This window comes from Bradyrhizobium sp. Pha-3, from assembly GCF_042258325.1.
In the GTDB taxonomy this organism is placed as follows: Bacteria; Pseudomonadota; Alphaproteobacteria; order Rhizobiales; family Xanthobacteraceae; genus Bradyrhizobium; species Bradyrhizobium elkanii.
Map to the genome: position 1 here is coordinate 8,551,024 of NZ_CP170151.1, position 23,174 is coordinate 8,574,197.

A 23,174-nucleotide genomic window follows, 5' to 3' on the forward strand; every position below is an offset into this window, starting at 1 on the left:
AAGATGAGTTTTCCGCTCGTCTCTGCTTCAATCCCCCCGAAATCCCTGCTGCGGGTTCCCCACTGGCAATCAGTTGCGCTTCAGGCAAGGATGACGAGGAATCGCTAAGCAATCGCACTGCGTCGGAGTGACCATGACCAATCCCGCCACGACCTCCCTGCTCGACCGCGCCAATCTGGACCGCGATGCCGTCCGCCGCGAGGTGGCGCGCGGCCTTGAAGGCGCCGACGACGGCGAACTGTTCCTGGAATTTGGGCAGACCGAGGCGCTGGTGTTCGACAATGGAAGGCTGAAGCAGGCGACCTATGACACCTCGCAGGGCTTTGGCCTGCGCGCGGTCAAGGACGACGCGGTCGGCTATGCGCATTCCTCCGACGTCTCGATCCCGGCGCTGATCCGCGCCGCGGATGCGGTCGCGGCCGTGCGCGGCGGCTATGCCGGCACTTTCGCCGCGGCGCCCGCCCACACCAACATCAAGCTTTATGGCGACGAGAACCCGCTGGACGGGCCGGCATTCGAGGCCAAGGTCAAGCTGCTCGGCGAGATCGACGCCTATGTCAGGGACAAGGACCCGCGGGTGCGGCAGGTTTCCGCCAGCCTCACCGCGACCTGGCAGGTGGTCGAGATCCTGCGGCCGGACGGCGAGAGCTATCGCGACATCCGCCCGCTGGTGCGCGTCAACATCTCCGTGGTCGCCGGCCAGGGCGACCGGCAGGAAAGCGGCAGCAAGGGCTATGGCGGCCGCGAAGGCTATGCGCGCTTCATCGAGACCAAGGCCTGGCGCGACGCCGCCGACGGCGCGCTGCGCGAGGCGCTGGTCAATCTCGAATCGGTGCCGGCGCCCGCCGGCGAGATGGACGTGGTGCTCGGCGCCGGTTGGCCCGGCGTGATGCTGCATGAGGCCGTCGGCCATGGGCTCGAGGGCGACTTCAACCGCAAGCAGACCTCCGCCTTTGCCGGCCTGATGGGCCAGCAGGTCGCCGCCAAGGGCGTCACCGTGGTCGATGACGGCACCATGGCCTCGCGCCGTGGCTCGCTCTCGATCGACGACGAGGGCACGCCGACCAACCGCACCGTGCTGATCGAGGACGGCATTCTTGTCGGCTACATGCAGGACCGCCAGAACGCCCGGCTGATGGGCATGAAGCCGACCGGCAACGGACGGCGGCAGAGCTATGCGCACGTGCCGATGCCGCGCATGACCAACACCTACATGCTGTCGGGCGACCGCGACCCGGCCGAGATCATCGCCTCGGTGAAGAACGGCATGTACGCCGCCAATTTCGGTGGCGGCCAGGTCGACATCACCTCGGGCAAATACGTGTTCCAGTGCACCGAGGCCTACAAGATCGAGAACGGCAAGCTCGGTGCGCCGGTGAAGGGCGCCATGCTGATCGGCAACGGACCGACCGATCTCCACAGGATCACCATGATCGGCAACGATCTTGCGCTGGATACGGGAATCGGCACCTGCGGCAAGAACGGCCAGGGTGTGCCGGTCGGCGTCGGCCAGCCGACGCTCAGGATGGAACGGATTACGGTCGGAGGAACGGGCTAGTGAGCAGCGGAAACGAAGTTGTGACGGCCAAGCCGACCAGCTGGCGCGGGCAGGCCGTGCAACTGGCCGCGATCGTGGCCGTCGTGTTCCTCGCCAAGGGCGCGATCGCCGAGCCGTTCTACGTGCCGTCGGGATCGATGGAGCCGACGCTGCTGATCGGCGACGCGCTGGTCGCCTCGAAATTCCCCTATGGCTATGGTGCGGCGTCGCTGCCGATCCAGATTACGCTGCCGGAGACCGGCCGCGTGTTCGGCGAGACACCGAAGCGCGGCGACGTCGTGGTGTTCCGCTGGCCGGGCGACCGCTCGCAGGCCTGGGTGAAGCGCGTGGTCGGGCTGCCCGGCGATCGCATCCAGATGCGGCAAGGTCAGCTCTTCATCAACGATCATCCGACGACGCTGAAGCCCGACGGCACCGGCTTCGCCGAAGACGATCGCGGCGGCGGCGAGGAGGCGTATCGCTATATCGAGACGCTGCCGAACGGCGTCAACCACGCGATCTTCAAGATCCGCGACAACGGCCGGCTCGACAACACCCAAGAGGTGACGGTGCCGCCGGGCAAACTGTTCGTGCTCGGCGACAACCGGGACAATTCCGCCGATAGTCGCGTGCCGGTGCGCGACGGCGGCGTCGGCCTGTTGCCGATCGACAATCTGATCGGCCGCGCCGACGCCGTGGTCGGCTCCTGGGACCTCGGCATCCGCAGCCAGCCGGTCTGGACCTGGCTCTCAGGCTTCCGCCTCGCGCGCTTCTTCACCTCGGTGCAGTAGACGCGTAGCGCGTAGCCCGGATGAGCGCAGCGACATCCGGGGCATGTGTCGAGGCCGTCCCGGATATCGCTTCGCTCATCCGGGCTACATTCCCCGCGAGAGGTCAGCCGTGACCTTCGACGACATCAGGCGCATCGCGCTGGCGTGGCCGGAGGTCGAGGACGGCTCGTCCTACGGCACGCCGGCGCTGAAGGTGCGCAACAAGATGCTGGTGCGGCTCAAGGAGGACGGCGACAGCCTGGTGATGCCGGGCGTGCCGCCGGATGAGCGCGACATCTTGGTCGAGCATCAGCCCAAAGTGTTCTACTTCACCGATCACTACCGCGACTACCCGATGGTCCTGATCCGCCTGTCGAAGGCCAAACGCGCCACCGTCGAGCCCTTGCTGCGCCGGCACTGGCGCACGCTGGCGTCGAAGAAGGCGGTCAGGGACTACGACGCGACCGCCTCGTCGTGACGCGGGACGAATTCCTCACAGCCGCGCTGCGCAACCCGGCCAATCAAGCCGTCACCGACGAGCTGTACCGCCTCGGCTTGCCCGATGCGTGGCTGGTGGCCGGCTGCCTGGTGCAGACCGTGTGGAACGTGGTGACCCGCCGGCCGCTCGATCATGGCATCAGCGACCACGACATCTTCTATTTCGATCCGGATACCTCATGGGAGGCCGAGGACGCGGTGATCCGCGAGTTCAAGGCACGGCTTGCGCATCTCGGTGTCGCGATCGAGGTGCGCAACCAGGCCCGCGTCCATCTCTGGTATCCCGACAAGCACGGCCTGCCCTACCCGGCGCTGTCGTGTTCGACCGACGGCATCGATCGCTTCCTCACCGAAAACACGCAGATCGGCATCCGCCGCACCACGCGCGGCTACGACGTTTATGCGCCGAACGGTTTCGACGATGTCGCCGGCATGATCGTGCGGCCGAACCGAACCGCGAATTTTTCCGCGGCGAACTATGCGACGAAGGCGGCGCGGTGGAAGGCGCTGTGGCCGGAGATCACGGTGCTGGCGGCGGAGTAGCCTGTCGTAGCTTCGTAGCCCGGATGAAGCGCAGCGAAATCCGGGGCAGGCCCATCCGCGGTGAGTCCGGTCCCGGATTACGCTTCGCTCCATCCGGGCTACGGTTTCAGCGCACCACGCCCGACGTAAACCCCGCCTTGCGGCGCGGCGGCTTGATCTCTTTCTTCAGGAAGCAATGCGCGTCGCGGCCGGCATAGCCGGGGCGGGCGTAGGTCCAGGCGCGGCACTTGTTGTCGGCGGTGCAGGCGGCCTGGCAGGCCTCGTCGCCGCCGTCGCTGCTCTTCAATTCGAAATTCTTGTAGTCGCCGCCGAGGCGGTCGATCGAGGTTTCGATGGCGCCGTTGCGCGGTTCGACCACACCGGCACCGCGCACCCCGGAGACGCAGCAGACGTTCTGCACCCTTGGCGGCACGGTGCTCTTGAGCCAGCACACCGCGCCGTTGTTGGCGTCGGTCGGATAGTTGAAGCTCCAGGCGCGGCAGCGGCGGTCGCGCTCGCAGGTCAGCGCGCAATCGGCCGGATCGCCCGTCGTCACTGGCGCGTTGAGATAGTCGCCGCCGGGACGGTCGAAATTGGTCTGCGCCAATGCCGGGCGCGCGACGACAGCGGCCGCGAGGACCGCAAACATCACCACACACGCCCTAAAGTGGCGGCCTATCCCCATGAGATTGCTTTCAAATTCGCGCAGCCCCGCGCGTTTAGCGGGTCGTCATTTGAACGCCATGAACCTGTACGGCGGATGAACGGCGGGTGCGACACCACCGCCGTTCGCGCGCGTTTCGGGCCCGGATTGGGGTCAAGCGGGGATTAAAACGCGTACTCCTGATAGGCCGGTTCCACCGAGCCCTTCCAGGGACCGTTGAACTTCTCCAGCATCTCCTCCGCCGGCGAGCGGCCGGCCTCGATGATGCGCTCGAGCGGTTCGAGGAAGCGGCTCTCGTCGCGTCCGAGATGATCGATCCGGCCGCGCCGTCGCAATCCGGCATGCGACAGGATCAGGCACTCCTTGGCGATCTCGAACAAATAACGGTCCTTGATCCGCGACTTGAAGCCGAAACGCGGCACGTCGTCACGCAGCGCCTGCCGCTCCGGCGCGGTCCAGTGGCGGACGATGTCCCAGGCGGCATCGAGGCTGTCATTGTCGTAGAGCAGCCCGACCCAGAACGCCGGCAGCGCCGGCAGCCGGCCCCACGGCACGCCGTCGGCGCCGCGCATTTCGAGGTAACGCTTCAGCCGCACCTCGGGGAAGATCGTCGAGAGGTGATTGGCCCAGTCCGACAAGGTCGGACGCTCGCCCGGGAGGGCGGCATTCTTGCCGGCGAAGAAATCCCGGAACGAGGAGCCGGAGACGTCGATATATTCCTCGCCGCGCTTGACGAAATACATCGGAACGTCGAGCGCGTAATCGACATAGCGCTCGAACCCCATGCCGTCCTCGAACGCGAACGGCACCATGCCGCTGCGCGCATTGTCGGTGTCGCGCCAGATCTCGGAACGGAACGACAGGAAGCCGTTGGGCTTGCCTTCGGTGAACGGCGAGTTGGCGAACAAGGCGGTCGCGATCGGCTGCAACGCCAGCGACACGCGCAGCTTCTTCACCATGTCGGCTTCGGAGGAGAAGTCGAGATTGGTCTGCACCGTGCAGGTCCGGAACATCATGTCGAGGCCGTATTTGCCGACCTTCGGCATGTAGTTTCGCATGATCTTGTAACGCCCCTTGGGCATCACGGGGATCTGCGCGCGCGACCAGGACGGCGTCATGCCGAGGCCGAGGAAGCCGATGCCGAGCGGGGTTGCGATCTCCCGCACCTGCGCCAGATGCGCCATCAATTCCGACTGCGTCTGATGCACGGTCTCGACCGGCGCGCCCGACAGTTCGAACTGCCCGCCCGGCTCGAGCGAAATCGCGCCGCCGCCGGTGACGTCATAAAGGCCGATGATGTTGCCGCGCTCCATGATCGGCTCCCAGCCGAGCAAGAGCTTCATGCCCTCGAGCAGCGCGCCGATGCCCTTGGCGCCTTCATAGGGCACGGGCTGATGGCCCTCGAGCGTGAACGGAGTCTTCTCGTGCTCGGTGCCGATCCGGAATTCGGACTCAGGCTTCACGCCGGCTTCAAGCCACGCCACGAGTTCGTCGCGCGACTGCAGCGGCGTCATGTCGATCTGGTCACGCGCCATAGATAATCCAACTCAAGGGCGCTTCGATCGAAGGCGCGCGGTGGCAGGGACATCCGCGAGCCACAACGGCCGCGGATGATGGAATCAGCAATATCATCGGGCAGGCACGCCGTCTCGCGCAGGCGCAGCCTTGCTATCAGCCTTGGTCTCGTTCTTGACGTCGCCTTTGGCGTCGCCGCAAGCGCAGCCGAGCCGGTCGAGCAGACCGCACAGCCTGGTCGCGTCGGCGTCGGACAATTTGGAGCCGACATGCTTGTCGATCGCGGCGGAATAGGCGTTCCACATCTTCCTCTGCAGCTCGCGCCCGGCCTCGGTGATCTCGACGAACTGGCCGCGCTTGTCGATCTTGCATTCGCGCCGGGCGGCGAGCCCCTCGTCGACCAGCTTGTCGATCAGCCGCGAGGTCGAATACTGCGGGATCAGCATCTGGCGCTCGAGCTCGACCGGGCGCAGTTCGCCCGACGGCGCGCGCGACAGCTCGAGCAAGGCGTCATACCAGGCGAGCGGCGGAAAACCGGCCTTCTTCAAATCCTGCTCGACGCAGTCCAGCACCCGGCTCGGCACCCGCATCAGGCGGATCCAGGCGGCCGTCGCCTCGCTCGATAGCTTACGTTTCATGGTCTAGCTCATAGGGTCCCGGAACCGAGTGTACCGCACTGAATGCATCTGCATCAATCTTGACTATTTCATGCAGGCGCATGTAGGCAATCCCTCTCCGGACGCCAAGAACAAGGGAAGGAATACCCCTATGAAGCTTTATTACACCCCCGGTGCCTGCTCCCTCTCCCCCCATATCGCCCTGCTCGAGGCCGGGCTCCCCTACGACCTGGTCAAGGTCGATCTGCGCGCCAAGAAGCTCGAAAACGGCGAGGATTTCCTCCAGGTGAACCCCAAGGGCCAGGTGCCGGCGCTGGCGCTGGATACCGGCGAGATGGTCACCGAGGGGCCGATCATCATCCAGATGATCGCCGACAAGGCCGCCGACAAGAAGCTGGCGCCGGCGAGGGACTCCAACGAGCGCTACAAGCTGCTCGAATGGCTGAACTACACCACGACCGAGCTGCACAAGAATCTCGGCCCGATGTTCTCGCCCGTGCTCGCCGACGACGCCAAGGCCTTCTTCAAGGACCGCGCCATGGGCAAGTTCAAATATGTCGAGAGCCAGCTCGCCGGACGCGACTATCTGATGGGCAACCAGTTCACGGTCGCCGACGGCTACCTCTTCACCATGATCATGTGGGCGCAGGACCGGCTCGGCTTCGATCTCTCCGGCCTGCCGAACGTGACCGCCTACAAGGCCCGCGTCGCGGCGCGCCCGAAGGTGCAGGAAGCGCTGAAGAAGGAAGGCCTGCTCAAGGCGGCCTGAGCTCGCTCACCACCACCGCGATAGAGCCGGGTCGATCGATCCGGCTCTATTTTGTTGTGGATTCGCCGATCCCCTTTCTCGACACCGGAGGCGGAAAGTCTCAATTTAACCTGCATTATAGCGATTAATACTAAGTCAGTGTAGTTCCGGCTGAGGGCGTGGCCGTCCTTGTTCGAGCGATCCAACTGACCGACTATGACCTGCGGCGCCCTCCGCTCCAACTGGTCTAAAAATGTGACGATCGCCTTTACCCTTTTATTGACCAGCACCCTGGTTGGGCTGGCAACCAGTTTGTACTTTCGGGTTTGGACATTGATGCTGGAGTCGCCGCTGATCGCGGTGCTCGCGGCGATCGTGCTCCAATCCGACGGCTTTTCCTTTGCCACCGGCGCTCCGATCGTCGTCGCCTGCCTCGCCTTCAACCAGTTCGCCTATCTCGCCGGCGCCTTGCTCTCGCCGGGGACCGACGGCTCAATGGCTGAAGAAATTGACGGCCTGCCAGACCGCCGTGGCGAGCACAATATCCGCGGCCAGAACGAGTAGCGCGAGGCCGGTCCATGACGGGCCCTTGCCCCGCAAACGCAGCGGCTTCCACCGCCGCGACGGCGACAACGAAGGCAACGGATCCTTCGCCACGACCTCCGCGGCATTTTCCCTGAGCGCAGAACTCATCGCACGACACCCTCACGCTGATCGTCGCCCCGACGATCGACCAGCAAGAGTGATGCCAGCAGCGTGGTGCCAGTGGGGAACAAGCGTGGCGGGACTTTGACCGGCATGACCGTCGCACAACAGGACCAAGTCGGATCGATGACCGGCTTGATCCTGCGCGAGTTTGCCCCGGAAGTTTACGCCGCCTGTTTCTTCGGCGGGAAGCGGCCGTAGAAGGTTTCTCCCTTGGCGGCCATCTCCTCGAGCAGCTTCGGCGGCGTGAAGCGCGAGCCGTACTTCTTCTCGAAGCTGTGGCAGAGCGCGACGAAGTTCCTGGTGCCCATGAAGTCGATGTAGGACAGCGCACCGCCGGTGAACGGCGCGAAGCCGAAGCCGAGGATCGAGCCGACATCGGCCTCGCGCACGTCGGTGATGACGTGATCCTCGACGGTGCGCGCGGCCTCCACCGCCTGCACCACCAGGAAGCGCTGCTTCAATTCCTCGACGCTGAGCGTGTCGGGATCGAGCTGCTTCGGCTGTAGATTGGCGAGCCCCGGCCACAGGCTCTTCTGGCCCTTGCCCTTCTCGGGATAATCGTAGAAGCCCTTGCCGTTCTTGCGGCCGAAGCGACCCTGTTTCTCGACCATCTCGACCATCAGCTTCTTCTGCGCCTGGTCGATCGCGTTGGGGCCGAGATCGGCCTCGGTCGCCTTGGTGATCTTCAGACCGAGATCGAGCGCGACCTCATCCTGCAGCGACAGCGGCCCGACCGGCATGCCGGCCATCTTGGCGGTGTTCTCGATCATTGCCGGCGGCACGCCTTCGAGCAGCATCTCGTTGCCCTCGGAGATGTAGCGCATCACGCAGCGGTTGGCGAAGAAGCCGCGGGAATCGTTCACGACAATGGGCGTCTTGCCGATCGCGCGCACGTAGTCGAGCGCGGTCGCCAGCGCGACGTCGCCGGTGTTCTTGCCGAGGATGATCTCGACCAGCATCATCTTCTCGACCGGCGAGAAGAAGTGGATGCCGATGAACTTGCCCTGGTCCTTGAACTCCTCGGCCAGCGAATTGATCGGCAAGGTCGAGGTGTTGGAGGCGAAGATGGCGCCCGGCTTGAGCAGCGGCTGCGCCTTGGCATAGGTGTCAGCCTTGACCTTGCGGTCCTCGAACACGGCCTCGATGACGAGGTCGCAGTCTGCGATCACGTTGTAGTCGGCCGTTGCCGAAATCCGCGCCAGGATGGCGTCGGCCGCGTCCTGCTTCATCCGCCCCTTGGCGATCAGGCCGTCGACCACGGTCTTGGCGTGGCCCTTGCCCTTGTCGGCGCTCTCCTGGTCGCGATCGACCAGCACGACGTCGATGCCGGCCTGCGCCGACACATAGCCGACGCTGGCGCCCATGAAGCCGGCGCCGATCACGGCGAGCTTCTTGACCTTGGTCGGCGGCACGCCCGCCGGGCGACGCGCCCCCTTGTTCAACTCCTGCATCGACAGGAACAGCGAGCGGATCATCGCCGCGGCTTCCTTCGAGCGCAGCACCTTGGTGAAGTAGCGCGACTCGACCCGCAGCGCGGCGTCGATCGGCAGCTGCAGGCCCTCATAGACGCAGCTCATGATGGCGCGCGCGGCCGGATAATTGTCGTAGGTCTCGCGGCGGTAGATCGCATTGCCGGCCGGGAACATCTGCATGCCCATCTTGGAGAAGACGGGGCCGCCGGGCAGCTTGAAGCCCTTCTCGTCCCACGGCGCGACCGCCTTGCCGCCGCCCTTGATCCAGTCCTTGGCGGCCTTGATCAAGTCTGCGGCCGGTACGACGGCGTGAATCAGGTTGAGCGCCTTGGCGCGGGTCAGATTGACCGCCTCGCCCTTGAGCAGCAATTGCATCGCATCCGCCGGCTGCACGAGACGCGGCACGCGCTGGGTGCCGCCGGCGCCGGGGAACAGTCCGACCTTGATCTCGGGCAGGCCGAGGCGGGTCTTCGGGTTCTCGGCCGCGACGCGGTAGTGGCACGCCAGCGTGATCTCGAAGCCGCCGCCGAGCGCGAGCCCGTTGATCGCGGCGACCCATGGCTTGCCCGAGGTCTCGATCGCGCGGAACGACTGCGACATCTGGCGGCTCTGCTCGAACAGCATCTGGTTCGCGGCTTCCTCGCCCTTCTCCTTCAAGAGCTGCGCGTAAGCGCGGTTCATGCCCTCGAGCATCGAGAGGTCGGCGCCGGCGCAGAACGCCTCCTTGGCGGAGGTGATCACGACGCCCTTGATCGCGGCATCGCCGGTCGTCTGCTTGATGATCTCGCCGATCTCCTGGGTCGAGACCTCGTCGAACACGTTCATCGAACGATCAGGGATGTCCCAGGTGACGAGCGCAATGCCGTCGGCGTCGACTTCGAACTTGAAATTCTTGTAAGCCATGTTGCTCGCTCCCCTCGTCTCAGACGCGCTCGATGATCGTGGCGGTGCCCATGCCGCCGCCGATGCACAGCGTCACCAGCGCGGTTTCCTTGTTGGTGCGCTCGAGCTCGTCGAGCACGGTGCCGAGGATCATCGCGCCGGTCGCCCCTAACGGATGGCCGAGCGCGATCGCGCCGCCATTGACGTTGATCTTGGCGTTGTCGATGTCGAACGCCTGGATGTAGCGCAGCACCACCGAGGCGAAGGCCTCGTTGAGCTCGAACAGGTCGATGTCCGACTTCTTCATGCCAGAGCGCTCGAACAGCTTTTCGGTGACGTCGACCGGGCCGGTCAGCATCATCGCGGGCTCCGAGCCGATATTGGCGAATGCGCGGATTTTCGCCCGCGGCTTCAACCCGTGCTTGGCGCCCGCCTCCTTGCTGCCGAGCAGCACGGCGCCGGCGCCGTCGACGATGCCGGAGGAATTACCGGCGTGATGCACGTAATTGACCTTCTCGACCTCGGGGTGCGACTGGATCGCCACCGCGTCGAAGCCGGCCATCGCGGCCATCGCCGCGAATGACGGCTGCAGCTGAGCCAGCGACTGCATCGTCGTCGTGGGGCGCATGTGCTCGTCCTTGGCGAGGATGGTCAGGCCGTTGACGTCCTTGACCGGCACCACCGACTTGCTGAAGCGGCCCTCGTCCCAGGCCTTGGCCGCGCGCTGCTGGCTCTGCACCGCGTAGGCGTCGACGTCGTCACGCGAGAAACCGTATTTGGTCGCGATCAGATCGGCCGAGATCCCCTGCGGCATGAAATAGGCCGGTACCGCCATCGAGGGATCCATCGGCCAGGCGCCGCCGGAGGCGCCGATGCCGACGCGGCTCATCGATTCGGCGCCGCCACCGATCACGAGCTCATGCTGACCGCTCATGATCTGGGCCGCGGCGAAGTTCACTGCATCGAGGCCGGAGGCGCAGAAGCGGCTGATCTGCACGCCCGGCACCTTCTCGCCAAGGCCGGCGCTCAGCGCCGCGAAACGGGCGATGTCGGAGCCGGCCTCGCCGACCGGATCGACCACGCCGAGCACGACGTCGTCGACGGAATCCTCGGGAAGATTGTTGCGCTCCTTGAGCGACTTCAGCGGCACCGTGGCGAGCGCCAGCGCGGTGACCTCGTGCAGCGCGCCGTCGGCCTTGCCGCGGCCGCGCGGGGTACGAACGTGATCGTAGATGTATGCCTCAGGCATGACGCCCTCCTTGATATGAGGATCATAATATATACGGAAGAACCCGCCGCCGCAGCGGTGCGGCGGCAATTTTCAAGGCTTTCTTGTTTGACGCGTTTTCTTCACGCGAACCGGTCTCCACTTCGCTGGAAAACGCTTCAGAACGCTTCCGCGGCCAATTCCATCGTGGTGGCGCTGCCGCTCTGGATCCGGGCCAGATGCACGGCGGTTTCCGGCAGCAGCTTCTCCATGAAGAAGCGGCCGGTCACGAGCTTGGTGTTGAGGTAGGGCGTGGTGCCGGCGGCGGCCTTGTCCTGCGCCACCTTGGCCATCTTCGCCCACATATAGCCGAGCGCGACGAGGCCGAACAATTTCATGTAGTCGGTCGCGGCGGCGCCGGCATTGTCGGGCTTGGTCAGCGCGTTCTGCATCAGCCAGCCGGTGGCCTGTTGCAGATGGCCGAGCGCGGTGGAGAGCGGGGTGATGAACGGCTTCATCGCCTCGTCGGCGCCATGCTCCTTGGCGAAAGCGCCGACCTCGCCGAAAAACGCCATCGCGGCACGGCCGCCGTCGCGCGGCAGCTTGCGGCCGACCAGGTCGAGTGCCTGGATGCCGTTGGCGCCCTCATAGATCATCGCGATGCGGGCATCGCGCACGAACTGCTCCATGCCGTGCTCGGCGATGTAGCCGTGGCCGCCGAACATCTGTTGCGCCGAGACCGTGTTGGCAAACCCGGTGTCGGTCAACACACCCTTCAGCACCGGCGTCATCAGGCCCATGTGATCGTCGGCGGCCTGGCGATCCCCGGCGTCGTTGGAGCGGTGCGCGACGTCGCTCTTCAGCGCGGTCCATACCACCATGGCGCGCGCCGCCTCGTTGAAGGCGCGGATGGTGAGCAGCGTGCGGCGCACGTCGGGATGCACGATGATCGGATCGGCCGGCTTCTCGGGTTCCTTCACGCCGGTCAGCGAGCGGCCCTGCAGGCGTTCGCGGGCATAGGCGACCGCGTTCTGATAGGCGACCTCGGACTGCGCGAGGCCCTGCACGGCGACGCCGAGGCGAGCCTCGTTCATCATCACGAACATGCCCTGCATGCCTTTGTTCTCTTCGCCGATCAGCCAGCCGGTGGCGTTGTCGTAGTTCATCACACAGGTGGAATTGCCGTGGATGCCCATCTTGTGCTCGATCGAGCCGCAGCTGACGCCGTTGCGCGCCCCGAGCGAGCCGTCGGCATTGACCAACACCTTCGGCACCACGAACAGCGAGACGCCCTTGATACCGGCCGGCGCGCCTTCGATGCGCGCCAGCACGAGATGGATGATGTTCTCAGTGAGGTCGTGCTCGCCGGCGGAGATGAAGATCTTGGTGCCCGTGATCTTGAAGCTGCCGTCGGCCTGGCGCACCGCCTTGGTGCGGAGCAGGCCGAGATCGGTGCCGCACTGCGGCTCGGTCAGGTTCATGGTGCCGGTCCACTGGCCGGCGACCATCTTCGGCACATAGGTCTGCTTCTGCTCGGGGGTGCCGTGCACCAGCAGCGCCGCGGTCGCGCCCATGGTCAGCCCGCCATACATCGAGAACGCCATGTTGGCGGAGATCTGGAATTCGTTGACCGCCTGCGAGAGCGTCACCGGCAGGCCCTGGCCGCCAAATTCCGTCGGCGCCGACAGGCCGAGCCAGCCGCCTTCGGCGACCTGCTTGAAGGCATCCTTGAAGCCCTTCGGCGTGGTGACGCTGCCGTCGTCACTGCGCTTGCAGCCTTCGAGATCGCCTGTGCGATTGAGCGGCTGCAGCACCTCTTCGCTGAGCTTGGCGGCCTCGCCGAGGATCGCCTCGCGCACATCGGCCGACGCATCGGTGAAACCGGGAAGATTGCCGTAGCGGTCGATCTGGAAAACGTCGTTGAGCAGGAAGCTGACGTCTTCGACGGGGGCTTTGTAGGTTGGCATGCTGGTCTCCCGGCTGGCACGTGGCCGCATGTGCGACGGACGCTGCGCAGCGTGTCCTTGGGTTTGTTGGAGCGGACCTTATCCGGTTCCGGAGGTCCGCGGCAGATGCTATCGCGACTGTGATTGCGACGTTGCGCCGCTTTGCTTCATCAACTCCTCGCCCATCATCCGATGCAGCAGGTTGATCCCCTTCAGCGGACGCACCATCACCTTGAAATGCGTGATCCGGCCGTCACCATCGAACGTGATGATGTCGACGCCGTTGAGCTTGATGCCGTCGATCTCGTTCTCGAATTCGAGCACCGCGCCGGTGTCGCTCTGCCACTCGCCGAGATACCTGAAGGTCGGACCGCCGAGCACCTTGGCGGCGCTGGTGAGATATTTGAAGGTGATGTCGCGGCCGCGCTGCGGCGTGTGCACGACCGGGCTTTCGAACACCGCGTCGGGATGCAGCAGATCCCACAGAGCGGCGGTGTCGTGGGACTTCATGTAGGCGTACCACTTGTCGAGGCCCGGCTTGCTCATTCGGACGTCTCCTGCGGCGGGGTTTAAGAAAAGCCTGAACCACCGGCGCGCGCGACAAGGTGGCACGCCGATCACCATATGCATATTGACGCATATGCACAGTAACGCATAAAGTCAAGCGAACTTCAGAATGGCCTTTTGGGGAACTGAGATGGAGGTGGGCGTTGGCACTCGGTGACGCAATCCTCGCCTGCCTCACGGAACGTCCGATGACGGGCTACGAGCTCGCCAAGACGTTCGACGCCTCGATCGGCTTCTTCTGGAAGGCCGACCACCAGCAGATCTACCGCGAGCTCTCGCGGCTGCGCGACAAGGGGCACGTCCAGGGCCGCGAGGTGGTGCAGTCCGGCAAGCCCAACAAGCTGGTCTATACCCTGACCGCCGAAGGCCGCGCGGCGCTGAAGCACTGGGCGGCGCGGCCGAGCGTTCCGCCCTCGATCAAGGACGACCTTCTGGTCCGGCTCTATGCGCTCGACTGCGTCGACATCGAGCCGCTGCGCAACGACCTGATGGCGCGGCTGGAGCATCACCGCGACCGCTACGAGCGCTACGAGCGCCTGCTCAACAAGCGCTTTCCCGACGGTACCGCGCCGCCGGCCGACGTCGGCAAGATGCTCAGCCTGCGCCTCGGCATGCGCCATGAGCGCATGGTGGTGGAATGGTGCGAAGAGGCGCTCGACGCGCTGTCGGCGATGTCCGGCCGCAGCAATGTGCTGCCGCTCGACGACGGCAAGCGCGAGAGCAACGGCTAGAAACAAATCTCCAACCTCCCCTTGAAAAGGGGAGGTCGCTTTGCTCGAAGAGCAAAGCGGGTGGGGATCCGCTCTCCCGCATACAGCGTCGCCCGCGGCAAACCCCCATCCCGACCTTCCCCCTTTCAGGGGGAAGGAGAAGTTCGGCGGCAACACAACTCGCTGTCCTGATCCGGCGCAACAGGTTCCCGGATTCCCTAACTTTAGAGCCAGTCGGCCGCATTCCTTAACCCGTTATTTACCGTGACGGGAAAAAGTCAGCAGCTGAGGCAGACGCCCAGCGCAGAATTCGATTGTCTCTTAACGGGAATGCGCGGGGAGGCTGCGGGCGCAGGGTGTAGCGCCGGAGTCGGGACCGGACGGAATCATGAATTCGCGCGTATCGTGGAGTGTTGACGGCATCGATCCCTCCGTCCGCGAAAGGGCCGAGGCGGCTGCGCGCCGCGCCGGCATGTCGCTCAACGACTGGCTCAACTCCACCGTCGGCGAACCGAGCCCGCCGGATTGGCGCATGGAGCAGCGGCAGCCGATGCCGAGCCGGGAAAGCCGCGAGGTCGCCGATATCCACCAGCGGCTCGACGCCATCACCCGCCAGATCGAACAGATCGCAAAGCCGGTGACGCGTGCCGAAGCGGTGCGCGCCGAAGTGCCGCGCGGCCAGCCCGCCGTCGCGCGACAGCTGAACGACGCGATTTCGCGCCTCGATGCCCGGCTGTCGCAAATTTCGCGGCCGCAGCCGGCGCGCGAGCCGCAGCCCCAGCCGATGCGTGAATCGCAGATGCAGCGTGAGCCGCAGATGCATGACCGGCAACTGGAGGAGAGGCTGCGCCAGGCGGAAGCGGTCGAGCGCGCCGCGGCCCAGGTCTATCGCCCCTCGCCGCCACTGAGCCCGGCCTCATTCGATTCCGCGATCGCGGAGATCGCCGCGCGCCAGAACGAGCTCGATGTATCAGCACAACGGCAAATGCCGCCGCGCGGCGCGCCGCCGATGGCCGCCTATGCGCCGCCGCCGGCTGCGCCGGCCGGGCCCGACTTCTCCTCGCTCGAGCGTCATCTGCTCAAGATCACGAGCCAGATCGAGGCGCTGCAGCGGCCCGACCATATTGAGCAGTCGATCGCGGCCTTCCGCGGCGAGCTTGCGGAAATCCGCCAGGCGATCACCGAGGCGATGCCGCGCCGGGCGATCGAATCGATCGAGAACGAGATCCGCTCGCTGCATCACCGGATCGATGAGATCCGCCAGGAGGGCCGCAACGGCCAGGGCCAGGCGATCGCCGGCATCGAACGCGCGCTGTCGGAAATCCACGAGGCGCTGCGCACGCTGACGCCCGCCGAGCAGCTCACCGGCTACGACGAGGCGATCCGCAATCTCGGCGCCAAGCTCGACATGATCCTGCGCGCCAACGACGATCCGTCGACGGTGCATCAGCTCGAAAGCGCGATCGCCGCGCTGCGCGCCATCGTCTCCAACGTCGCCTCCAACGACGCGCTGCTCCAGCTCTCCGGGGACGTGCATGCGCTGGCCGCGAAGGTCGACCAGCTGTCGCAGATGTCGCGCGCCGAGACCCACGGCGATGCCTTCGCCGGGATCGAGCAGCGCATTGCCGCATTGGCCTCGACGCTGGAGGCCCGCGAGCGGCCGGCCGGCCATGACAACACCGACGTCATCGAAGGCGCCCTGCGCTCGCTGTCGGAGCGGATCGACCGCCTGCAGGTCGGCAACGACAGTTCGTCGGCATTCACCCATCTCGAGCAGCGCGTCTCCTATCTGCTCGAGCGCCTGGAGTCCGCCGACCAGCGCTCCGGCAATCTCGGCCGGGTCGAGGAAGGGCTGCATGACATCATGCGGCACCTCGAGGCGCAGCACGCCCACATCGCCTCGCTCGCCGACGCCGCCCGCAACGTCAGCTCCTCGCCGCAGCCGATGATGGACAGCGGCATCGTCGACATGGTGAAGCGCGAGCTGTCCGACATCCGCTTCAGCCAGTCGGAGACCGACCGCCGCACCCAGGATTCGCTGGAGACCGTTCACAACACGCTCGGCCATGTCGTCGATCGTCTTGCGATGATCGAGAACGATCTGCGTACAGTGCGCACTGCGCCGCCAGCTCCCGCGCCGGCCGAATCGCGGATGGAAGCTCCGCGGATGGAGATGCCGCGCGCGGCGATGTCGCAGTCGATCGCGCAGCCCAAAGCTGAAGCGTACAAGCCTGAATCGTACAGGCCCGAATTGCCCAATCCTGCGCTGGCGCAGGAGCACTTCATGTCCGCGCCGCGCGAATTCCATGCCGCGCAGCCGGTCGAGAGCGCGCCGCCGCCGCCGCTGCCGCCGCGCGCGATCAGCGAGATCCTCGAGCCGCATGCGGCGTCCGCACGCGCCGCGATCGCGCCGGAACTGCCGCCGGATCATCCGCTCGAACCGGGCACGCGCCCTTCCGGCCGCGTCGCTTCGCCGTCGGAGCGGATCGCGGATTCCGAGCGCGCGATCAGCGATCTTCCCGCCGGCAAGAAGGAGCCGATCTCGACATCGAGCTTCATCGCCGCCGCGCGCCGCGCCGCGCAGGCCGCTGCCGCGCAACCCGTCAACGAGAAGGCGGCGCGCGCCGCGAGCAAAGCTGCAGCCAAGGCCAAGGAGAAGGCCGACAAGGCCGCGAAGGCGGCTGCCGCCAAGGCCGGCACGGCCGCGGCCGGCGCGACGGCGACTGGCGCGACGGAGGCGCAGCCTTCGACCATCACCTCCAAGATCCGTTCGCTGCTGGTCGGCGCGAGCGTGGTCGTGATCCTGCTCTCGACCGCCAAGATGGCGATGAACCTGCTCGACACCAGCTCCGCGCCGCAGATGCCGGCGATCGAGCACAGCGAGCCGGCCACGCCGCCCATGCAGCCGCCTGCCGAGAATTCCGCAGCCCCCGCACCGGCTGCGCCGTCCGGCGTGCCCGGGTCGTCAGTCCCCGGGCCGTCAATGACCTCGCCGACCCCGCTTGGCCGCCAGTCCAACAACACTCCGGCGCCGAACACGCTCGACAGCGCGCAGGTGACGATCCCACCGGCAACCGCGCCCGCACCCGCCGCCGCGCCTGAGCCGGCTGCGGCGCCAACGGCCGCCGCCAATGACGTGACCGGCACGATTCCGACCGCACCGCCGCTCGGCGGCAAGCTCGCCATGGTCCAGATCCCGGCGGGCGAGAAGCTGCCCGATGCAATCGGTGGTCCGGCGCTGCGCACCGCCGCGATCAAGGGCGATGCGGCCGCGGCCTATGAAGTCGGCGTCCGCTTTGCCGAGGGCAAGGGCGTGACCGCCAATGTCGACGAAGCCGCCAAATGGTATGCCCGCGCGGCGCAGGCCGGCGTGGTGCCCGCGATGTTCCGGCTCGGCACGTTCTACGAGAAGGGCCTCAGCGTGAAGCGCGACTTCGATGTGGCGCGACGCTACTACGTGCAGGCCGCCGAGCGCGGCAACGCCAAGGCGATGCACAATCTCGCCGTGCTCGACGCCGACGGCGGCGGCAAGGGCGCCGACTACAAGAGCGCCGCGCAGTGGTTCCGCAAGGCCGCCGATCGCGGCGTTGCCGACAGCCAAGTCAATCTCGGCATCCTCTATGCCCGCGGCATCGGTGTCGAACAGAACCTCGCCGAGTCCTTCAAGTGGTTCAGCCTCGCGGCCGCGCAGGGCGACGCCGACGCCGGCCACAAGCGCGACGATATAGCCAAGCGGCTCGACCCGCAGTCGCTGGCCGCAGCGAAGCTGGCAATCCAGACCTTCACCGCCGAGCCGCAACCGAGCGATGCGGTCAACGTGCCGGCCCCCGCCGGCGGCTGGGACGGCGCTACCGCGCAGCCCGCAGCGGCGAAGCCGGTCAAGCAACCCTCGAAGCGGACCGCGGCGCTCGCCGCTCCGGCTCGCTAGGTTCGAGACGGCTGCGGCGCCTTGACGGCGCCGCTGTCCTATACCTCCGGCCCTCCGCCGTGTAGACAGGCGCGCAGTTCCGCGCCATCGGCGCACGCGTTCCGGAGGGTCAGGCTTGTCTGTCGACGATCGCCAGGATGATGGAACGGGCCACCGTTCGTCGCCGACCGGTCCCCGCGTTGCGCCGCCGCGACAGGCGCCGTCTCCATTTGCCCGGCGCCCCTCGGCCTCGCCTCCGCCGACGCCGCAAGGGAACGCGGCATCGCCGGCCCGCGCGTTCCGGTTCTCGCTCTGGTCCATCATCATCTTCGTGCTGCTGTTGTCGAGCGTCGCCATCCAGGCTTACCGGGACCTGTCGACGCCGGGCGCCTGGGACTTCTGGCGCGAGACCTACATCGCGGCCAGCATGACGTCGGCCGTGATTCCCGACGTCGACATCGACGGATCGGGCCGCGGCCGGCGGGCGCTTGCGATCAGCGGCAAGATCGGCTCGGCCAGCGCGAGCTGGTTCCGTGACCGGCTCAGCGAGGCGCGTCTCGCACCAGGCGACGTCGTGCTGCTGTCGTCGCCGGGCGGCGCGCTGAACCAGGCCGCCATCATGGGCGAGGTCATCCGCACGCGCGGGCTGGTCACCGCGGTCGCCACCGCCGGCGCCTCGGGCAAGCTCCGCCCCGCGTCCTGCGCCAGCGCCTGCGTTCTGGTCTATGCCGGCGGCCAGACCCGCTATGGCATCGCGGGCTCGCGGCTCGGCGTGCATCGCTTCACGACGAGCACGCCCGTCAGCGATCCCCTCGCCGAGGCACAACGCATCCAGGGCATGGTGCTGGGCTACATGACCAAGATGGGCGTCTCCTCCGGGATCGTCGAGGCGATGTCGCAAACCTCCGATATCCGCTGGCTGAACCCGAAGGAAGCGCTCGCGCTGAACCTGATCACCAGGCCGGTCGATCGGCCGTGAGGCGGCACGGGCGTCATTAATCTGAATCATCAACCACGTCCGCAGACGGCGGCCGAGTGCGGCGAAAAATGCCCCCGGGAGCGGATTCTTTAGTCCCTCCCCCCGCCGATTTCAGTTATGCAAGAACGCGGCAATCGACCCGCGTTCGCCTGCGTCTTGCGCGCCGACCGGATTCGTTCAGCCGGAGAATGCCCGACCAGAACGACATCACGCCGTGATGCGGCCTTGCGCCGATCGCGCGGCGAACCGACAAGAAGCGACGCGCGTGCAGCTCTACCTCCCGATCGCCGACATTCCGGTCAATGTCTTCCTCATCCTGGCGATGGGCGCGGCGGTTGGATTCGTCTCCGGCATGTTCGGGATCGGCGGCGGCTTCCTGATGACGCCGCTGCTGATCTTCGTCGGCATCGCGCCCGCGGTCGCGGTCGCCTCCGTCGCCAGCCACATCGCGGCCTCCTCGTTCTCCGGTGCCATTTCCTATTGGCGCAGACGTGCGATCGACCCGCTGCTGGCGGCGGTGCTCCTGGTCGGAGGCACGCTCGGCACCACGCTCGGGGTGTGGACCTTCACCTTCCTGCGCTCGCTCGGCCAGCTCGACCTGATGATCGCGCTGTCCTACGTCATCCTGCTGACGACGGTCGGCGGGCTGATGTTCTGGGAAGGCCTGCGCGCGATGCTGCGCGCCCGCGGCGGCCGCCCCGTCACCCTGCGCAAGCCCGGCAGCCATGGCTGGATCCATGGCCTGCCGCTGAAGCTGCGCTTCAAGCGCTCCAAGATCTACCTCTCCGTCATCCCGATCGTCGTGGTCGGGCTCGCGATCGGCTTCATCGGCGCGGTGATGGGAATCGGCGGCGGCTTCATCCTGGTGCCGCTGATGATCTATGTGCTACGGGTGCCGACCTCGACCGTGATCGGCACCTCGATGGTGCTCACCCTCGTCACCATGGTGTTCGCGACCATGCTGCACGCGGTGACCAATCATCTGGTCGACGCCGTGCTGGCACTGATCCTGATGGTCGGCGGCGTCACCGGCGCGCAGTTCGGCGCCCGCGCCGGCCAGAAGATCCGCGGCGAGCATCTGCGCCTGCTGCTCGGCCTGCTCGTGCTCGCGGTCGGCATCCGCTTTGCGGTGGAGCTGGTGATCCGGCCGCAGGACCTGTTCAGCATCCGCGAAACCGGCGGAGCCCCGCCATGAGGCCGCGCACCGCGCTCGCGATCATCGGCCTCGCCGTCGCCAGCCTGGCGGCCGCGCCCGCTCATGCCGAGCGGCTGATCGTGTCGGTCTCCAACCACCGCGTCACGGTGACGCCGAACTATTCCGGCGGCGAGCTCGTGCTGTTCGGCTCGGTCGAGAAGGACGACAAGACGCCGTCAAACCGCGCGAACTACGATCTCGTCGTCACGGTGTCCGGCCCGCGCGCCGACATGGTCACGCGGCGCAAGGAGCGCAAGTTCGGCATCTGGATCAACACCGACTCGCGCCAGTTCCTGCAGGTGCCGGGCTATCTGGCGCTGTTTTCCAATCGCCCGTTCGACCAGATCGCCTCGCCCGAGGTGCAGCGGCGGCAGCAGCTCGGGCTCAACAACGTGCTGCTGATGCAGCGGGTCGGGCCCGACTATGCCGACGTGGTGCCGAACGACCCGTTCCGCAGCGCCTTCGTGCGGCTGCGCTCCGAGCACGGGCTGTACCGCGAGGCGACCTCGGCGGTGACCTTCCTGACCCCGACCCTGTTCCGCACCGGCATTCCGCTGCCTGCGGAGGTGCCGATCGGCACCTATAATGTCGAGATCAAGCTGTTTTCCGACGGCGCGCTGGTGACCAAGGCCGAGACCGCGTTCGAGATCGTCAAGGTCGGCTTCGAGCAATTCGTCGCCACCACCGCGCGGCAGAACGGCTTTGTCTACGGCCTGATCACCGCGTTCATGGCGCTGATGACCGGCTGGATGGCCTCGATCGTGTTCCGCAAGGATTGATTTAGCCGGCCCTGCTTTGCAACGCGCTTTCGAACGCGTCGCCGAGGATCGCGAGGCCAAGATCGATCTCGTCGTCGCTGATCGTCAGCGGCGGGGCGATGCGGAACACGCTGCCCATGCCGGGCAACTGAACGATGTTGGTGCTCAGTCCAAGCTGCATGCAGCGCTGGGAGACACGCGTTCCGAGCGCTTCGTCAGGCTCCTTGCTGTAACGGTCGCGCACGATCTCGATGCCCTGCATCAGTCCCCTGCCGCGCACGTCGCCGATGCATTCGAACCGGTTCTGAAGTGCGAGCAGCCCATCCCTCAGCCGCGCGCCCGCTATCCTGGCGCGCTCGACCAATCGGTCGCGCAGGATGATCTCGATGACCTTCAGCCCGACTGCGGCCGGCATCGGGTCCGACACATGCGTCGTGTAGAACAGGAAACCACGTTCATGACACCGCTCTTCGATCTCGGCGGAGGTGATGACCGCAGCCAACGGCAGGCCGGCACCGAGCGTCTTCGACAAGGTCAGGATGTCAGGCACGGCGCCGTCGCGCTCGAAAGCGAACATGGCGCCGGTTCTGCCGAGGCCGGTCTGTGCTTCGTCGACGATCAGCAGCATGCCGCGTGCCCGGCACAGCTCTTTCAGTTCGGCAAGGTAGCCTTCAGGCAGATCGATCAGCCCGCCGGAGCTGAGGATCGGCTCGGCGATCATGCAGGCGAGCGAGCCGGTCGATTGGCGATCAATCAGATCGAAGGCGTAGGCCAACTCGGCCCGCCAATCGGCCGCGTTGCCGAAGCGCGGGCGATAGGGGTTCGGCGTCGGGATCGCGAGCGAGCCGACCGGCGCGGGACCATAGCCCTTGCGGCCGGCCGAATAGGTCGTTCCGGCCGCACCAGACGTCATGCCGTGCCAGGACTGCGCGAACGCGACGGTCTCGAAGCCGCCGGTGGCAAGCTTGGCCATCTTGATGGCCGCCTCGTTCGACTCGCCGCCGGTGCTGAGCAGCATGACGCGATCAAGCCCCCGCGGCAGCAGGCCCGCGAGCTTTTCCGCCAGCGAGACGACCGGGCGCGTCAGCATGCCGCTGAAGAGATGGTCGAGCCGTTCGGCATGCTCGCCGATGGTCTGGACGATCTCCGGGTGACCGTGACCAAGCACGGCGCTCATCTGCCCGGACGTAAAATCCAGGATGGCGCGGCCGTCGGCGTCATAGACGAAGGATCCGGAGGCGCGCTCGATGATGACGGGAGCGAACGTCCCGCCATAGCGAATGAGGTGCCGCCGCGCGCGATCCCAAAAGGATTTGTCGTCATTTCCGGCCATACCCGCTCCTTGCTGCTCGGTCGCAGCGATCAAAGAACCCTCGCACCACATCTTATGCGCGCACGAGGGCAATGACATTGCGATTTGAGATGCTTTTCATCCCCTCTTCTGCAATCAATTGCGCAAAAGATGGAAAATGCGAAAGAAATGGGAACCGCGATCGTGATTGACGAGATCGACCGAAAAATCCTCGACGTGCTGCAGGTCGAGGGGCGCATCACGAATCTCGAGCTGGCCGAGCGGATCGGCCTCTCGTCTGCCCCCTGCATGCGACGCGTCCGCACCCTCGAAGAGGCCGGCGTCATCAATTCCTATGTGGCGCTGGTGGACCCAACGCGGGTTGGACTCGGGTTTGACGTGATCGTCGAGGTCCGTCTGAAGCAACAGAACAGGGAATCCTTCGCGCGCTTCGAGAGGAAGGTGATCGACCTTCCGGAGGTCGTCGAATGTTGCATGATTGCCGGCGATTGGGATTACTCGCTACGGATCGTGTCCTCGGACCTCGCGCGCTATCAATCCTTCATCCTCGACCGCCTCATGCATCCGGACACCGACATCGCGAGCTACCGCACGACGATCATCCTGCGAAAGGTCAAATCGACGACCAGGATCGATAGCTCGCTGTTCGGCGAGGGTTGA

The 23,174-nt window shown here is 66.1% G+C and carries 20 protein-coding genes; 12 read left to right on the forward strand and 8 right to left on the reverse strand.

What is annotated here, in order from left to right:
• The first annotated feature begins 133 nt into the window (after positions 1-133).
• The 4 genes from tldD to ACE10X_RS40915 all read left to right on the forward strand — a co-directional run bounded on the left by tldD (position 134) and on the right by ACE10X_RS40915 (position 3,348).
• Complete coding sequence (gene tldD / locus ACE10X_RS40900) at positions 134-1,558, forward strand: metalloprotease TldD (protein ID WP_016847098.1); 1,425 nt, start codon at positions 134-136, stop codon at positions 1,556-1,558.
• Complete coding sequence (lepB, locus tag ACE10X_RS40905) at positions 1,558-2,328, forward strand: signal peptidase I (RefSeq protein WP_038384455.1); 771 nt, start codon at positions 1,558-1,560, stop codon at positions 2,326-2,328. Before tldD ends, lepB begins: the two co-directional genes overlap by 1 nt.
• Positions 2,329-2,437: 109 nt before the next feature.
• Entirely contained in the window at positions 2,438-2,785 is a 348-nt protein-coding gene (locus ACE10X_RS40910; RefSeq protein ID WP_038384456.1) for an MmcQ/YjbR family DNA-binding protein, read from the forward strand.
• On the forward strand, positions 2,782-3,348 hold the full coding sequence (locus tag ACE10X_RS40915) for a nucleotidyltransferase family protein (RefSeq protein WP_038384457.1): 567 nt from the start codon (positions 2,782-2,784) through the stop codon (positions 3,346-3,348). Before ACE10X_RS40910 ends, ACE10X_RS40915 begins: the two co-directional genes overlap by 4 nt.
• A 106-nt stretch (positions 3,349-3,454) precedes the next feature.
• On the opposite strand, the gene ACE10X_RS40920 is transcribed toward ACE10X_RS40915, so the two are convergent.
• The 3 genes from ACE10X_RS40920 to ACE10X_RS40930 all read right to left on the reverse strand — a co-directional run bounded on the left by ACE10X_RS40920 (position 3,455) and on the right by ACE10X_RS40930 (position 6,144).
• Complete coding sequence (locus tag ACE10X_RS40920; RefSeq protein WP_038384458.1) at positions 3,455-4,012, reverse strand: PAN domain-containing protein; 558 nt, start codon at positions 4,010-4,012, stop codon at positions 3,455-3,457.
• A 143-nt stretch (positions 4,013-4,155) separates the two neighbouring features.
• The gene (locus ACE10X_RS40925; protein WP_212054777.1) at positions 4,156-5,526 is read right to left on the reverse strand and encodes a glutamate--cysteine ligase; all 1,371 of its coding nucleotides are present in this window, start codon (positions 5,524-5,526) and stop codon (positions 4,156-4,158) included.
• A gap of 93 nt (positions 5,527-5,619) precedes the next feature.
• Positions 5,620-6,144 (reverse strand): MarR family winged helix-turn-helix transcriptional regulator, encoded by a 525-nt coding sequence (locus ACE10X_RS40930; protein ID WP_375763731.1) that lies wholly within the window; start codon positions 6,142-6,144, stop codon positions 5,620-5,622.
• Between the two features lie 130 nt (positions 6,145-6,274).
• Here ACE10X_RS40930 and gstA point away from each other — a divergent pair, with 130 nt between their 5' ends.
• The gene (gstA, locus tag ACE10X_RS40935) at positions 6,275-6,892 is read left to right on the forward strand and encodes a glutathione transferase GstA (RefSeq protein ID WP_038384468.1); all 618 of its coding nucleotides are present in this window, start codon (positions 6,275-6,277) and stop codon (positions 6,890-6,892) included.
• A gap of 234 nt (positions 6,893-7,126) precedes the next feature.
• Positions 7,127-7,435, forward strand: coding sequence for a hypothetical protein (locus ACE10X_RS40940; RefSeq protein WP_244435780.1), 309 nt, complete (start codon positions 7,127-7,129; stop codon positions 7,433-7,435).
• Positions 7,436-7,740: 305 nt separating this feature from the next.
• On the opposite strand, the gene ACE10X_RS40945 is transcribed toward ACE10X_RS40940, so the two are convergent.
• The 4 genes from ACE10X_RS40945 to ACE10X_RS40960 form a co-directional block, all read right to left on the reverse strand.
• Positions 7,741-9,954 (reverse strand): 3-hydroxyacyl-CoA dehydrogenase NAD-binding domain-containing protein, encoded by a 2,214-nt coding sequence (locus ACE10X_RS40945; protein ID WP_375763732.1) that lies wholly within the window; start codon positions 9,952-9,954, stop codon positions 7,741-7,743.
• Between the two features lie 19 nt (positions 9,955-9,973).
• Positions 9,974-11,182 carry an acetyl-CoA C-acetyltransferase gene (locus ACE10X_RS40950; protein WP_038384474.1) on the reverse strand — a complete coding sequence of 403 codons (1,209 nt, stop codon included), beginning with the start codon at positions 11,180-11,182 and terminating at the stop codon, positions 9,974-9,976.
• Positions 11,183-11,319: 137 nt separating this feature from the next.
• Entirely contained in the window at positions 11,320-13,107 is a 1,788-nt protein-coding gene (locus tag ACE10X_RS40955) for an acyl-CoA dehydrogenase C-terminal domain-containing protein (protein WP_038384470.1), read from the reverse strand.
• A gap of 108 nt (positions 13,108-13,215) precedes the next feature.
• Positions 13,216-13,632 (reverse strand): nuclear transport factor 2 family protein, encoded by a 417-nt coding sequence (locus tag ACE10X_RS40960; RefSeq protein WP_038384471.1) that lies wholly within the window; start codon positions 13,630-13,632, stop codon positions 13,216-13,218.
• A gap of 164 nt (positions 13,633-13,796) precedes the next feature.
• On the opposite strand from ACE10X_RS40960, the gene ACE10X_RS40965 reads away from it, so the two are divergent.
• From ACE10X_RS40965 to ACE10X_RS40985, 5 genes are all read left to right on the forward strand, one after another.
• Positions 13,797-14,384 (forward strand): PadR family transcriptional regulator, encoded by a 588-nt coding sequence (locus tag ACE10X_RS40965; RefSeq protein ID WP_057016062.1) that lies wholly within the window; start codon positions 13,797-13,799, stop codon positions 14,382-14,384.
• Positions 14,385-14,751: 367 nt separating this feature from the next.
• Positions 14,752-18,291 carry a hypothetical protein gene (locus ACE10X_RS40970; RefSeq protein ID WP_375763733.1) on the forward strand — a complete coding sequence of 1,180 codons (3,540 nt, stop codon included), beginning with the start codon at positions 14,752-14,754 and terminating at the stop codon, positions 18,289-18,291.
• 115 nt (positions 18,292-18,406) lie between these two features.
• Positions 18,407-19,249 carry a hypothetical protein gene (locus ACE10X_RS40975; protein ID WP_375763734.1) on the forward strand — a complete coding sequence of 281 codons (843 nt, stop codon included), beginning with the start codon at positions 18,407-18,409 and terminating at the stop codon, positions 19,247-19,249.
• A 265-nt stretch (positions 19,250-19,514) separates the two neighbouring features.
• Positions 19,515-20,444, forward strand: a complete 930-nt coding sequence (locus ACE10X_RS40980; RefSeq protein ID WP_028339007.1) for a sulfite exporter TauE/SafE family protein — start codon at positions 19,515-19,517, stop codon at positions 20,442-20,444.
• Positions 20,441-21,223 carry a TIGR02186 family protein gene (locus ACE10X_RS40985; RefSeq protein ID WP_038384475.1) on the forward strand — a complete coding sequence of 261 codons (783 nt, stop codon included), beginning with the start codon at positions 20,441-20,443 and terminating at the stop codon, positions 21,221-21,223. The genes ACE10X_RS40980 and ACE10X_RS40985 overlap by 4 nt, the downstream gene beginning before the upstream one ends.
• Before the next feature lies 1 nt (position 21,224).
• On the opposite strand, the gene ACE10X_RS40990 is transcribed toward ACE10X_RS40985, so the two are convergent.
• Complete coding sequence (locus ACE10X_RS40990; RefSeq protein ID WP_375763735.1) at positions 21,225-22,535, reverse strand: aspartate aminotransferase family protein; 1,311 nt, start codon at positions 22,533-22,535, stop codon at positions 21,225-21,227.
• Between the two features lie 147 nt (positions 22,536-22,682).
• Between ACE10X_RS40990 and ACE10X_RS40995 the strand changes: the two genes are divergently transcribed.
• A complete protein-coding gene (locus ACE10X_RS40995; protein ID WP_375763736.1) occupies positions 22,683-23,174 on the forward strand; it encodes an Lrp/AsnC family transcriptional regulator in 492 nt (163 codons plus the stop codon).